Source organism: Microbacterium aurantiacum (assembly GCF_040532595.1).
In the GTDB taxonomy this organism is placed as follows: domain Bacteria; phylum Actinomycetota; class Actinomycetes; order Actinomycetales; family Microbacteriaceae; genus Microbacterium; species Microbacterium chocolatum_B.
In genome coordinates, this window is sequence record NZ_JBEVYX010000001.1 from 12,944 (window position 1) to 25,700 (window position 12,757).

The 12,757-nt window shown below is 68.2% G+C and carries 12 protein-coding genes; 3 read left to right on the plus strand and 9 right to left on the minus strand.

Annotated elements, in window-relative coordinates:
* Positions 1–18: 18 nt before the first annotated feature.
* Genes fdxA through ABXJ56_RS00090 form a run of 4 tightly spaced genes read right to left on the minus strand, consistent with a single transcriptional unit; the run spans position 19 to position 1,775 of the window.
* Positions 19–339: a ferredoxin gene (fdxA, locus tag ABXJ56_RS00075; protein WP_353997719.1), complete on the minus strand. Its 321-nt coding sequence runs from the start codon at positions 337–339 to the stop codon at positions 19–21.
* A gap of 24 nt (positions 340–363) precedes the next feature.
* Complete coding sequence (locus tag ABXJ56_RS00080; protein ID WP_353997720.1) at positions 364–729, minus strand: histidinol dehydrogenase; 366 nt, start codon at positions 727–729, stop codon at positions 364–366.
* An 18-nt stretch (positions 730–747) separates the two neighbouring features.
* Positions 748–1,062, minus strand: a complete 315-nt coding sequence (locus ABXJ56_RS00085) for an AzlD domain-containing protein (RefSeq protein ID WP_353997721.1) — start codon at positions 1,060–1,062, stop codon at positions 748–750.
* Entirely contained in the window at positions 1,059–1,775 is a 717-nt protein-coding gene (locus ABXJ56_RS00090) for an AzlC family ABC transporter permease (protein ID WP_353997722.1), read from the minus strand. The genes ABXJ56_RS00085 and ABXJ56_RS00090 overlap by 4 nt, the downstream gene beginning before the upstream one ends.
* Positions 1,776–1,886: 111 nt before the next feature.
* Between ABXJ56_RS00090 and ABXJ56_RS00095 the strand changes: the two genes are divergently transcribed.
* Complete coding sequence (locus ABXJ56_RS00095) at positions 1,887–2,435, plus strand: helix-turn-helix domain-containing protein (RefSeq protein ID WP_353997723.1); 549 nt, start codon at positions 1,887–1,889, stop codon at positions 2,433–2,435.
* Between the two features lie 46 nt (positions 2,436–2,481).
* On the opposite strand, the gene typA is transcribed toward ABXJ56_RS00095, so the two are convergent.
* Together typA and ABXJ56_RS00105 are read right to left on the minus strand one after the other, a co-directional pair.
* Positions 2,482–4,395 (minus strand): translational GTPase TypA, encoded by a 1,914-nt coding sequence (gene typA, locus ABXJ56_RS00100; RefSeq protein WP_353997724.1) that lies wholly within the window; start codon positions 4,393–4,395, stop codon positions 2,482–2,484.
* Between the two features lie 101 nt (positions 4,396–4,496).
* Positions 4,497–6,293 carry an ABC transporter ATP-binding protein gene (locus tag ABXJ56_RS00105; protein WP_353997725.1) on the minus strand — a complete coding sequence of 599 codons (1,797 nt, stop codon included), beginning with the start codon at positions 6,291–6,293 and terminating at the stop codon, positions 4,497–4,499.
* Positions 6,294–6,325: 32 nt separating this feature from the next.
* On the opposite strand from ABXJ56_RS00105, the gene ABXJ56_RS00110 reads away from it, so the two are divergent.
* A complete protein-coding gene (locus tag ABXJ56_RS00110) occupies positions 6,326–6,934 on the plus strand; it encodes a PH domain-containing protein (protein ID WP_353997726.1) in 609 nt (202 codons plus the stop codon).
* 11 nt (positions 6,935–6,945) lie between these two features.
* Here ABXJ56_RS00110 and ABXJ56_RS00115 read toward each other — a convergent pair whose 3' ends face one another.
* The 3 genes from ABXJ56_RS00115 to ABXJ56_RS00125 form a co-directional block, all read right to left on the minus strand.
* A complete protein-coding gene (locus ABXJ56_RS00115) occupies positions 6,946–8,145 on the minus strand; it encodes an ABC transporter permease (protein ID WP_353997727.1) in 1,200 nt (399 codons plus the stop codon).
* Positions 8,146–9,663 carry an ABC transporter permease gene (locus ABXJ56_RS00120; RefSeq protein WP_353997728.1) on the minus strand — a complete coding sequence of 506 codons (1,518 nt, stop codon included), beginning with the start codon at positions 9,661–9,663 and terminating at the stop codon, positions 8,146–8,148. It lies immediately after the preceding gene.
* 187 nt (positions 9,664–9,850) lie between these two features.
* Positions 9,851–11,677 (minus strand): ABC transporter family substrate-binding protein, encoded by a 1,827-nt coding sequence (locus ABXJ56_RS00125; protein ID WP_353997729.1) that lies wholly within the window; start codon positions 11,675–11,677, stop codon positions 9,851–9,853.
* Between the two features lie 171 nt (positions 11,678–11,848).
* On the opposite strand from ABXJ56_RS00125, the gene ABXJ56_RS00130 reads away from it, so the two are divergent.
* The gene (locus ABXJ56_RS00130) at positions 11,849–12,652 is read left to right on the plus strand and encodes a CPBP family intramembrane glutamic endopeptidase (protein WP_353997730.1); all 804 of its coding nucleotides are present in this window, start codon (positions 11,849–11,851) and stop codon (positions 12,650–12,652) included.
* Positions 12,653–12,757: the final 105 nt, after the last annotated feature.

Consider the following 12,757-nt stretch of genomic DNA (forward strand, 5'->3'; position numbering starts at 1 on the left):
AGCGGCTCGAACGGAGGATCAGTGGTCCTGCGGCGGCAATGCCGCGATCACGGGGTGGTCCTTGGCGATGACGCCCACCTTCGCCGCGCCCCCCGGAGAGCCGATGTCGTCGAAGAACTCGACGTTGGCCTTGTAGTAGTCCTGCCACTCGCCGGGCAGATCATCCTCGTAGTAGATCGCCTCGACCGGGCACACCGGCTCGCAGGCGCCGCAGTCCACGCATTCATCGGGGTGGATATAGAGCGAGCGCTCCCCCTCGTAGATGCAGTCGACGGGGCATTCGTCGATGCACGCGCGGTCTTTGACATCCACACAGGGCAGGGCGATCACGTACGTCACGGGTCGAGTCTAGTCCGGGCGGCGTCAGCGGGGATCCGCGGCGAAGCGCGTCGGCCATGCGATGACCACCGCGACGACGAGGGGCAGCGCGAGTGTCCACACCGTTCCGAGCGTGCTCTGAGGCACGATGATCGAGCCCCCGGGCCCCGCCCCCGAGAAGACGAGGGCGGCCGCCATCATGCCGAGGCCCGCGGCCAACGCCGACCATCGGTCCCCCGTCAGCAGCCGGATCGACGCGAGGAGGGCGGCGCAGCCCAGGAGCGCGAGGACGAGCCCGAGGGGGACGGGACCGAGCATGTAGGCATGGGCGACGGTGCCCGCCGATCCGTACACCACCCCGACCGCCGCGGCGATGAGCCAGCTTCCGAGGCGCGACCAGGAGAATTCCACCGGGTAAGTGTACGGGGCCTAGACCATCAGGCCGATCGCCCGTAGCAGCGCCGCCGTCGCCGCGGCCGCGACGACCACGACGAGGAACGGCGCGCGCAGCAGCAAGAGCCCCGCGGCCACCACGAGCGCTGGGATCCGCGCATCGACGACGATCGCCTGACCTGCCCCCACCGCCTGGACGGCGACGAGCGCGGCGAGGAGGGCGACCGTGAGGAGATCCGCCACGCGCGAGGCGCGGGGACCTTCCATCCACGACGAGGGAACGAGGTAGCCGAGGAGCTTCAGACCGACGCACCCCAGCGCGGCCAGGATGATGGCATTCCACAGGGTCACGGAAGCCCCTCTCGCTCCGGGACGTCGTCGGGCTCCGCAGCGACTGTGCGACGCTCTCCGAACACATCCGTGAGACCGACCAGAACGGCGACCGAGGCCGCGATGAGCACGGGGATGCCGGGCATCAGGGCGGGAGTGAGCACGGTCGCCACGACCGCCGCCGCGCATCCCACGGCGATCGCCTGTCGCCTGCGCAGCCGGGGCCACAGCAGTGCGAGGAATGCTGCCGCCGCCGCCGCGTCCAGTCCGTAGGCGCGGGGATCGCCGAGGACGTCCCCCAGGAGAGCGCCGGCGAGGGTCGAGACGTTCCATCCGACCCAGATGCCGACGCCCGTCACCCAGAACGCCACGCGACGAGCCCGCGGGGCGTCCTGCGCGAGGGCGACCGCGGTCGATTCGTCGATCGTGAACTGCGCGGCGACGGCCCGACGAAGCGGCCCCCCACCCACGACCGGCGCCATCCGCACGCCGTACGCGACGTTGCGGACCCCGAGCAGGATGGCCGACGCGATCGCCGCGGGCGCCGCGGCCAGCCCGCCGGCCCCGACGACACCCACGAAGGCGAACTGGGAGCCGCCGGTGAACATCACCAGGCTCAGCACGCAGGTCTGCCAGACATCGAGCCCTGCGGCGACCGCCAGCGCGCCGAACGACACCCCGTACGCGCTCGTGGCCACGGCCACCCCGAGCGCGTCGCGCCACGCACGGCGCACGGCCCCATGGTCAGGACCTGGGTGCTCCGATCGCGACAGTGAACGCACGTTCACTATTCTGAACGTGCTGGGCTGTCGGGTCAAGGCGTCGGCCTTTGCCAGAATGGGCGGATGAGCACCGTGGGGGCACGCATCGCCGACGCCGTCCGGCGGGAGCGCGCGCGCTCCGGTCTGTCGGCGGCCGAAGTGGCGCGCCGGGCGGGCGTGTCCAAGGCGACCCTGTCGCAGATGGAATCCGGGACCTCGAATCCCAACGTCGAGACGCTGTGGGCCGTCGCCACCGCTCTGGGCGTCTCCTTCGCCACACTCGTCGATGCCCCGGCGAGCGGTCCGACCCTGATCCGGGCACGGCAGGAGGGCGGCATCCGAGCGGCGAACGCCCCGTACGAGGCGCTGCTCCTGTCGGCCGCGCACCCCGGGACCCGACGGGATCTCTACATCATCCGCGCGGAACCGGGAGAACCCCGACGCTCCGCACCTCATCCGCCCGGCACCACCGAGCACCTCGTGCTCATGACCGGCCGAGCCCGCGTGGGTCCCCCGGACGCGGCGTTCGATCTCGGCCCCGGCGACTACCTCTGCTACGCCGGCGACGCGCCCCATGTGTTCGAAGCCCTGGAGCCGGAGACCTCCGCCGTCCTCGTATCGGAGATGCGCTGACGGCGGCGGCCTGCCGGAGACGTGTCCGCGCAGGCCGCGCACGGAATCAGACCGCGGCGTCCTGACGCTTGAGGCGCGACGCGGCCCGGCCACGCTCGGTCGCGTCCAGGACGACCTTGCGAATGCGGACCTTCTCGGGCGTGACCTCGACGCACTCGTCGTCGCGGGCGAACTCGAGGCTCTCCTCGAGGGTGAGCAGGCGGGGCGGCGTCATCGACTCGAAGGAGTCGGACGTCGACGAACGCATGTTCGTCAGCTTCTTCTCCTTCGTGATGTTGACGTCCATGTCATCGGCGCGGGAGTTCTCTCCGATGACCATGCCCTCGTAGACCTCTTCGGTGGGCTGGACGAAGAAGCTCATGCGCTCCTGCAGGGCGATCATCGCGAAGGGGGTGACGACACCCATGCGGTCGGCGACGATCGAGCCGTTCTGCCGGGTCGTGATGGATCCGGCCCAGTCGTCGTAGCCGTGGGAGATCGCGTTGGCGATTCCGGTCCCGCGCGTGATCGTGAGGAACTCGCTGCGGAAGCCGATGAGACCACGGGACGGCACGACGAACTCCATGCGCACCCATCCGGTGCCGTGGTTGGTCATGTTGTCCATGCGGCCCTTGCGGGCGGCCATGAGCTGCGTGATCGCTCCCAGGTGTTCCTCCGGGGCGTCGATCGTGAGGTGCTCGAAGGGCTCCTTGAGCTTGCCGTCCTCCCCGCGCCGGGTGACGACCTGGGGCTTGCCGACGGTCAGCTCGAAGCCCTCGCGCCGCATGTTCTCGACGAGGATCGCCAGAGCCAGCTCACCGCGACCCTGCACCTCCCATGCGTCGGGTCGCCCGATGTCCACGACCTTGAGGGAGACATTGCCGATGAGCTCGCGATCCAGTCGGTCCTTGACCATGCGCGCGGTCAGCTTGTGTCCCTTCACCTTGCCCATGAGGGGCGAGGTGTTCGTGCCGATCGTCATCGAGATCGCGGGGTCGTCCACGGTGATGGCGGGCAGCGGACGCACGTCCTCGGGATCGGCGATCGTCTCGCCGATGGTGATGTCGGGGAAACCGGCGATGGCGACGATGTCGCCGGGACCGGCGTCGTCGGCCGGGTACCGCTCCAGCGCACGGGTCTTGAGGAGTTCGGTGATGCGGGCGTTGCTCGTGGTGCCGTCGGCACGCACCCAGGCGACCGTCTGACCCTTCTTCAGCGTGCCGTTGAAGACACGGAGGAGGGCGAGGCGCCCGAGGAACGGACTGGAGTCCAGGTTCGTGACCCACGCCTGCAGGGGCGCCTCGTCGTCGTAGGCCGGCGCGGGGACGTGCTCGAGGATCGCCCCGAAGAGCGGCTCGAGGTCGGCGTTGTCCGGGAGGGCGCCGTTGTCGGGGCGGGTGAGCGAGGCCGCACCCGCGCGACCGGACGCGTAGACGACCGGGACGTCGAGCAGCGCGTCGACGTCGAGGTCCGGGACGTCGTCGACCAGATCGGACGCCAACCCCAGAAGCAGGTCGTGGGCCTCCTCCTCGACCTCGGCGATCCGGGCGTCCGGCCGGTCCGTCTTGTTGACGAGCAGGATGACGGGGAGCTTGGCCTCGAGCGCCTTCCGGAGCACGAAGCGGGTCTGCGGGAGCGGACCTTCGCTCGCGTCGACGAGGAGCACGACGCCGTCGACCATCGACAGGCCGCGCTCGACCTCTCCACCGAAGTCGGCGTGACCCGGAGTGTCGATGACGTTGATGGTCACGGGCACGTCGGTGTGCACACCGTTGTAGGTGATCGCCGTGTTCTTCGCGAGGATCGTGATCCCCTTCTCCCGCTCGAGATCGTTGGAGTCCATCGCACGCTCCTCGACGTGCGCGTGGTCGCCGAAGGACCCCGTCTGACGCAGCATGGCGTCGACGAGGGTCGTCTTCCCGTGATCGACGTGCGCGACGATCGCGACGTTTCGGAGATCGGGACGGAGGGCGCGCGCCATGAGGGAATCCTTGATGAGTGAGGGGTGCACCCGGAACCGGGTGCACCCCATTCTACGCGCAGGGCGCGCGGGACGCGTTTCCGCCGGTCGGCGGCGCGGGATCAGCTCGCTTCGCGGCTCGCCATCGCGGCCCGTGCCTCGCGGCGCAGACGCTGCTCCTCGGGGTCCGGCACCGGGACGGCGGAGATGAGGCGCTGGGTGTACGGATCCTTCGCGCCGCGCAGGATCTGATCCCGCGTACCGGTCTCGACGATCTTGCCGTGGTGCATCACGCTGATGCGGTGGGCGAGGATATCCACGACCGCGAGGTCGTGGCTGACGAAGAGGCATGCGAACTGCAGCTGCTGCTGCAGCTCCTGCAGCAGATCGAGGAACCTCGCCTGGACCGACACGTCCAGAGCAGACGTCGGCTCGTCGGCGACGAGGAGCTCGGGAGCGAGCGCGAGCGCCCGGGCGATGCCCACGCGCTGACGCTGACCCCCGGAGAGCTCGTGCGGGAAGCGGTTGCGGTAGGAGGCCGGCAGCTCCACCTGACTGAGGAGCTCCTCGACGCGACGATCGAGATCCTTGCCCTTGGCGACCCCGGCCAGGAGGATCGGCTCGCCGATCGACTGACCGATCGGCATCCGCGGGTTGAGCGACGACGCCGGGTCCTGGAACACGATGCCCGTGCGGCGACGGATCGCGAACAGGTCCTTCTGCGACGCGTCCGAGATGTCGGTCCCGACGGTCGTGAGACGGCCCTCCGCGATGGGGATGAGTCCGATCGCGGCGCGGCCGATGGTCGTCTTCCCCGATCCGGATTCGCCGACGAGGCCCATGATCTCGCCGGGGAAGATCTGCAGGTCGATGTGCTCCGCCGCTCGGAACGCGGGGATGCGGCCGCGCTTGGGGTACTCGATGGCCACGTCCTCGAACGACAGGACCGGAGTCCGCGTCTCCGCGGCTCCCCCTGCCTCGCTGGCCCGTTCGCGGATCGCCGAGATCGTCGGAACGGCGGAGGTGTCGGTGACGACCGCCTCAGGCGCGTCGGCGTCGACGGGCTCGAGGACGCCGAGCCCGAGGTGCGGGACCGAGGCGAGGAGCTGCTGGGTGTAGGGATGCTGCGGAGCGTGGAAGATCTCCTCCACACTGCCGGCCTCGACCACGACGCCGTTCTTCATCACCATGATGCGGTCGGCGAGGTCGGCGACGACTCCCATGTCGTGCGTGATCAGGATGATCGCCGAGTCGAGCCGCTTGTGGAGGTTCCGCAGAAGATCGAGGATCTCCGCCTGCACGGTCACGTCGAGCGCGGTCGTCGGCTCGTCGGCGATGAGCAGCAGCGGATCGCACGAGATCGACTGGGCGATCATCGCACGCTGACGCTGACCACCGGAGAGCTGGTGCGGGTACTTGTGGAAGGACTGTTCGGGGTTCGGCATCTCCACGAGTCGCAGGAGCTCGATCGCACGCTCGCGCGCGGCCGATGGAGCCAGTGCCCGGTCGTGCGAGCGCAGCGCCTCGGTGATCTGGAAACCGATCGTGTAGACGGGGTTGAGGGCCGTCATCGGCTCCTGGAAGATGACCGCGATGTCGCCGCCGCGCAGCGCTCGGATGGTCGCCGGATCCGCGCCGCGCAGCTCACGATCGAGCAGCTTCACCGACCCGGTGACGCGCGCGTTCTCGGGCAGGAGTCCGAGGAGCGACATGGAGCTCGTGCTCTTGCCGGACCCGGACTCGCCGACGATCGCGAGGACCTCCCCGCGCCGAACGGTGTAATTCATGTCGACCGCGGCGGGGTAGAACTCCCCCTCCACCCAGAAGTCGACGTTCAGCCCCGCGACCTCGAGGATCGTCTCGGGGAGGGCCTCGTGCGAGGAGCGGCCGCCGGTCGCGGCATCCGTGGTGTCAGTCATGCGTGTGCATCCGATCTGGAAAGCTGGAGGTCATGTCGTTCCAAGAGGTCCACTATCGTCCGGCCTTCGGCCGTGTCCTCTCCGTCGTGACCGTGGTGTTGTGTGCCGCGGCGATCGGCGCCCTCATCTGGGACGATCCGATCAGCGCGCTGCGATACGCGTGGCCGCTTCTGTTCGTCGCGATCCTCGCCTGGGCGCTCTTCTGGCGTCCGGCGCTCCATGTCGAGCCCCACGGGGTGACGGTCGTCAACGTGCTGCGCACGCACTTCCTGCCCTGGCCCGCGGTGCAGTCGATCGACACGCGATTCGCGCTGACCCTGCAGACGCGCACGCAGCGCGTCCCCGTGTGGGCGACGCCCGCGCCCGGACGACACCGGGCGCTCGGCCTTGCGAGCAAGGACTTCGACGGTGTCGGCGCGTCCGCCCGCGGACCGCTGGGAGAGCTCCGGCCGAGCGATGCGGTGTCGACGCCGAGCGGAAACCTCGCCCAGACCATCCGCGGCCAGTGGGAGGACCTCCGCGACGCCGGTCTTCTCGCCGCCGGGGAGGAACCCGGCGGCGAGAAGACGACGTGGCACGTCGGCACGATCATCGCCCTCGTACTCACCGCGGCGGCCGCGGTGCTGGGCCTCGCGCTCTGAAGGACTCATCCTCAGCGCTCCGGGTCGAGCCGTCCGTGACCGGCGTCGCCGGGCTCTTCGGGCCGCGGGTCGTGGTAGTTCTCCACGTCCCCGGTGTAGACCGCCTCACCCGCGACCGTGACGGATGCCGGGCCCGTGGCGCCGGCGTCCTGGATCGGTCCCGCGGGTGCGGCCGAACGCGCCGCTCGCGCCATCGCCCGCTCGCTCGGCATCTTCTTCTGGCGCGGGTCGAACGCATCGCGCAGACCGTCGCCGATGAAGTTGACGCACAGGGCGATCGTGATGATGAAGATGCCGGGCCACCAGAACAGCCAGGGCCGCGTCGAGAACGCCGCCTGGTTGTCGGAGACGATCTTCCCCAGTGACGTGTCGGGTGACACGACACCGAAGCCGAGGAAGCTCAGCGCCGACTCCAGGAGGATCGCTCCCGCCATGAGCAGCGTCGCGTTGACGACGATGACGCCCACGGCGTTCGGCAGGATGTGCCGGAAGATGATGCGCCGGTCCCGGGCGCCCGAGACGCGCGCGGCGTCGACGAACTCCCGCTCGCGAAGCGTGAGGAACTCTCCCCGCACGAGACGCGCGAGGGTCGTCCACGCGAACAGTCCGATCACGACGCCGAGGACGGCGGCACCGAGGTTGCCGAGCGCGTTTCCGAGCACGGCGCCGATGACGATCAGAGGGATGGTGATGATGATGTCGGTGAAGCGCATCAGGACCGCGTCGGCGGCCTTGCGGTAGTAACCGGCGACCGCGCCGATGACCACGCCGATCGCCGTCGCCACGACACCGGCGATGACCATGACCATCAGCGACTGCTGCGCACCGCGCATGACGACCGCGAACGTGTCACGGCCGACTTCGTCCTGCCCGAACGGGTGGTTACCGAAGGCGATGCCCGCTCCCCCGAGGAACTCGGGGATGAGGGACAGCGTGGGTACGCCGCGGTTCTCGATCGGCGGGATCTGGCGCCAGTCGTACTGCCACCAGCCCGGGATCCGGATCCCCCACAGGTCGATGCCGACCGATGTGAAGGACAGGACCACGATGAAGGCGAGCACGATCATCGAGAGGACAGCGCCACGGTGCCGGAAGAACCGGCGCCGGACGATCTGGCCCTGACTGAGGCCCTCCGTCTCGCGCTGCTCGATGGAGATCTCGGCAGTCGCCGAGGCCTCGCGGTTGTCGGTTTCTTCGGGAGCGTTGTTCACTCAGCTCACCTTGATTCTCGGGTCGAGGGCGGCGTAGATGAGGTCCGCGATGAGGTTGAAGAGGACGGCGAGGGTGCCGGTGACGACGAAGAACGCCATGATGGGGTTCGGATCCGACACGCGGAGCGCATCGACGAAGAGCCGGCCCATGCCGGTCCAGCCGAAGACCGTCTCGGTGACCACCGCCCCGCCGACGACCGCGCCCACGTCGAACGCGATGATCGTCGTGATGGGGATGAGGGCGTTGCGGAACGCATGCCGCACGACCACGGTGCGCTCTGTCAGGCCCTTGGCCCGCGCGGTGCGGATGTAGTCCTGGTTCATGACCTCCAGCAGGCTCGCACGCGAGTAGCGGGTGTAGGAGGCGAAGGAGATCAGGATGATCGCGATCGTCGGGAGAAGCAGGTGCGTGTACAGGTCGATGCCCTGCACCCAGAAGTTCCCGCCGAGCCCCGGCGTGGAAGCGCCGACGGTGGCGATCGGCCGACCCCGGATGCGGCTGGAGTTGGCGTAGACCTCCCAGTACGACATGTACTTGTCGAGGGCGATGAGGCCCGCCGTCAGGATGCCGGTGAGGATCGCCGTGCGGATCACCGGACCGCGATCCGGGCTGCCGAAGAACCAGCCGATGGCGCCCGTGATCACGATCGTCAGCACGATCAGCAGGACGAAGAACCCGAGCGTCATGCCGTTGAGGATCGCGTTCATCATCGGGAAGTACAGCGCGATGCCGAGGACCGCCACCGTGAGCGCCGCGTAGAGCGACTTGCGGTTGCGCAAGCCGGTCGACACCGCCGTCACACCGACGGCGATCCCCATGGCGAGAGCGGCGTAGACGACGATCCCGATGCTCGGGTCGGCGAACCACTGCGTCACGGACAGGTAGGTCAGCACCGCCGCGGTGGCGAGCGTCGCCGCCGCGAGGACGATGAGTCGCCTCTTCCATCTCCCGCCGATCAGCGACATCCAGAGCACTCCCGCGATAAGGGATATCGCGATGATCGCGGGTACGGCGATCGTCGGATTGGCCAACCAGCTGTTGAGCTGGATGGCGCCGTACTGCTTGAGCAGCACCGCGACCCAGAAGATCGGGAGAGAGAAGAACAGGAAGGAGATGAGGGTGACGGTGTAGTCGAAGCCGCTGTACTGACGCAGGGCGGAGACGATACCCACCGAGATGCCCAGCACGATCGCCACGACCGTGGCCGTCGTCACCAGCGTCAGCGTCGACGTCAGTGCGTTGGCGAGGAGGGCGTTGACCGGCTGGTTCTGGATGCTGATGCCGAAGTCTCCGCGGAACAGCCCGCCGAGCCAGAGGAAGTACCGCAGCGGTGCGGGGACATCCAGGTTCAGAAGCCGCGTGCGGGCTTCCATGAGCTCCGCCTTGTTCGGAGCGTTGGACTGGGCCAGCTCTTCCAGGGGGTCACCTGAGAGCGAGACCAGGATGTACATCAAGAAGGTCGCGGCGAAGAGCACGAACACAGACGCGATCAGTCGCCGGATGATGAATGAAGCCATGGTGTGGCTGCCTGCCAATCGATGAATCGGCCGGGCGCGCGGGAGCAGTTCGGTTCCGGCTCCTTCGCGCGGCCGCCGCGGAGTGAAGTCTAACGTGCGAGGGGTGCAGGTCCCCGTCAGGGACCTGCACCCCCTTTGACCGTGGCGCGTGTCGGGTCAGACCCGACTCAGGCTGTGGTCGAGACGATCACTCAGCGGCGGCGTCCGTCACTTCCCAGTCCCACGCGTTCCAGAAGATGGTCGGCGCGAGGATCGACGGGTCGATGTTGGTCACACGGTCGCTGAACGCGGTGACCTCGGGGAACTGGTAGATGGTCACGCCGTAGAAGTCCTCCCACAGCAGACGGTCCATCTCCACCTGGAGCTCGATCTGAGTATCCGCGTCGAACGTGGTGTTCAGCTCGGAGATGAGCGCGTCCACCTCGGAGTTCGAGTAGAAGTTCAGGTTGTTGATTCCGTTGGAGACGAACGTCGGCAGCGAGTTGGTGACGCCGAGGCTCGTGGACTGCCAGCCGAACAGCGAGGCGTCGTAGGCACCGGGGGTGCCGAGCAGGCCGCCCCAGTCCTCGGAGCCGCAGTCGGTGACGTTGAAGCCGGCTTCGCCCGCGGACTGCTGGATGAGGGCGAACTCGTTGACGCGGCGCGGGTTGTTCGAGGCGTACAGGATGCAGACCTCGGTGTTGGTGACACCCGACTCCTCGAGGAGCGCGGCAGCGCCCTCGATGTCGACCGACGCGTAGTCGGCGGACGTGTTGTTCGCGGCCGCCTCGTCGTAACCGGCGGCACCGGGAACGAACAGCTGCGAGTCACGCAGGATCGCGTCGTCGCCGATGATCGGCTTGATGAGGGTGTCGACGATCTCCTGACGCGGGATCGTCTTCATGAACGCCTCGCGGACGAGCGGGTTCGAGAAGATGTTCTCCGGGTTGCGACCGTTGTCGAACTGCAGGTCGATGTGCTCGTAGGTGCCGCCGAGACCGGTGGTCACGGTGATGCCGTCGATGCCCTCGAGCGCCGTGGTGATGTCGGCGGTGGCCTGCGGCTGGATGATGTCGACCTCACCGTTCTCCAGGGCCTGGACCGCGGCGAGCGGGTCCGGGATGAAGCGGATGGTGATCTCCTCGATGTTCGCGGTGTTGTCACCGGCGTACTCGGGGTTGGCCGTCAGGGTGATGAACTGGTCAGCCTGGAAGTCGCTGATCATGTACGGGCCGCTGGCGGTGACGAGCTCGAGGTCATCGGGCATCGAGGTGAAGTTGAACCCCGAGTTCCAGAACGACGCCATCGGCGCGAGCGCAGCGTCGTCGTTGTTCTCGATCGCGTCGAGGACGGCCTGCTTGGCCTCGGCGTTGTCCTCGATGCCGAGCGCCTTCTTGGCCACGATGTGCGCGGGCAGCGGCGCGGTGAAGACGAGGTCCCAGTCCACGAAGGGCTGGTCGAAGGTCATCGTGATGGAGCGGCCGTCCTCGCCGAGCTCGGGCGTCTCGGACACGAGACCCATGCCCGACTCGGGCGTGGCGCCGGAGTCGAAGTAGACGACGTCGGTCGGGAACGCGTCGGTGAACTCGCCGGTCTCGGGGTCGGTGAAGTCGCTCGGGTTGAAGTCCGGGGTGTCCAGCGCGCGAGAGAGCGCCGCCCAGTTGAGCATGAGGTCGGCGGCGTCGATCGGCTCGCCGTCGGACCACACCGCGTTCTCGTTGACCGTGTAGGTCACCGTGAGCGGGTCCTCGTTGACGAGCTCGTACGTGCCGAACGAGGTGTTCTCCACCAGCTCCGGGACGTTGTTGTAGTAGTTGAAGCCGTCGAGCACCAAGTAGTTGATGTTGTTGTTCGCGGTGGCGTTACCGAACGACGTGTTGCCGTTCATCGAGTAGAACGCCTGGTTCCACGCGGCCGTGATCGAGGAGCCCTCGACGAGACCGGAGTCGTCGCCGCCGTCCTCTGCCGGGGTGCACCCCGAAATCACGAGTGCGCCGACAGCGGCGAGTCCCACCGCGGTCGAGATGCGCTTCATTCTCACTGTTCCTCCTGTGCAGGTAGTGCGCGCACGCCCAGCAGAGCAGGACGGCGCGCGGATACCGAAACCCTAAGCGGGGGGTCTGGGATGGTCAAAACAGTGACTGAAAACGTTACAGAGCCTTAACTCAACGTCGCCGGGATGTGACAATCTGACAAGGTGACCTCGATGGAACGGCCGCTCGATGGGAGGAATCCCACGGAGATGCCGCGGGCGCGCCTGTGGTGGGAGATCGGAATCGTCCTCGCCCTCTCGATCGGGCAGTCGGCTGTATACAGCCTGCTGTCGTTCGTGCGCACCGTGCAGCGCGCCCTCGCGGAGAACGCCGCGATCGGGGATCAGAGCACGCAGCTGAATCCGTCGCGGGACACGGCTGCCCTGTGGGATCTCACCTACCAGGTCCTCTCGATCTTCTTCTCGCTGTGCCTCGTCGCACTGGTCGTGTACCTCCTCTGGGAGCCCGGGACCAATGCCCTCCGCCGCATCGGCCTGGACTTCCGCCGGTTCGGCGGAGACGTGGGGCGCGGCATCCTGCTGGTCGTCGTGATCGGCGTGCCGGGTCTGGCTCTGTACCTCGTCGGACGCGCGCTCGGCATCACCGTGGAGGTCGTGCCCTCGCCACTGGACGCGGCATGGTTCACGGTCCCGGTGCTGCTGTTGGCCGCCGTGCGTGCCGGCCTCCTTGAAGAAGTCATCCTTCTCGGGTACCTGTTCGATCGCCTGCGGCGTCTCGGCTGGTCGTGGTGGAGCATCATCGTGGCCACCGCGCTCCTGCGGGCCGCTTACCACGCCTACCAGGGCGTCGGGGCGATCGTCGGGAACTTCGTGATGGGGCTCGTCTTCGGCTGGTGCTATCGCCGGTGGGGCCGGGTGATGCCCCTCGTGGTCGCGCACACCCTCATCGATATCGTCGCCTTCGTCGGCTACCCCCTCGCCATCGGCCTCTGGCCCGCACTCTTCGGCCCCTCCTGACGGGTCGCTCGGGGATCGGCTGCGCGCGATCCTCCTCGGGCACGGCATCCCGCTGGTGGCGGGAGAGGACACCACCACCCTTCTCTCTCCGCCGCGCCCTCGCCG

Bases quoted from the DNA above. Each gene is read 5' to 3' on its own strand.
- ABXJ56_RS00095 (WP_353997723.1), top strand. From the start codon at position 1,887: ATGAGCACCGTGGGGGCACGCATCGCCGACGCCGTCCGGCGGGAGCGC.
- ABXJ56_RS00130 (WP_353997730.1), top strand. From the start codon at position 11,849: ATGGAACGGCCGCTCGATGGGAGGAATCCCACGGAGATGCCGCGGGCG.
- ABXJ56_RS00110 (WP_353997726.1), top strand. From the start codon at position 6,326: ATGTCGTTCCAAGAGGTCCACTATCGTCCGGCCTTCGGCCGTGTCCTC.
- ABXJ56_RS00125 (WP_353997729.1), bottom strand. From the start codon at position 11,677: ATGAAGCGCATCTCGACCGCGGTGGGACTCGCCGCTGTCGGCGCACTC.
- ABXJ56_RS00105 (WP_353997725.1), bottom strand. From the start codon at position 6,293: ATGACTGACACCACGGATGCCGCGACCGGCGGCCGCTCCTCGCACGAG.
- ABXJ56_RS00120 (WP_353997728.1), bottom strand. From the start codon at position 9,663: ATGGCTTCATTCATCATCCGGCGACTGATCGCGTCTGTGTTCGTGCTC.
- typA (WP_353997724.1), bottom strand. From the start codon at position 4,395: ATGGCGCGCGCCCTCCGTCCCGATCTCCGAAACGTCGCGATCGTCGCG.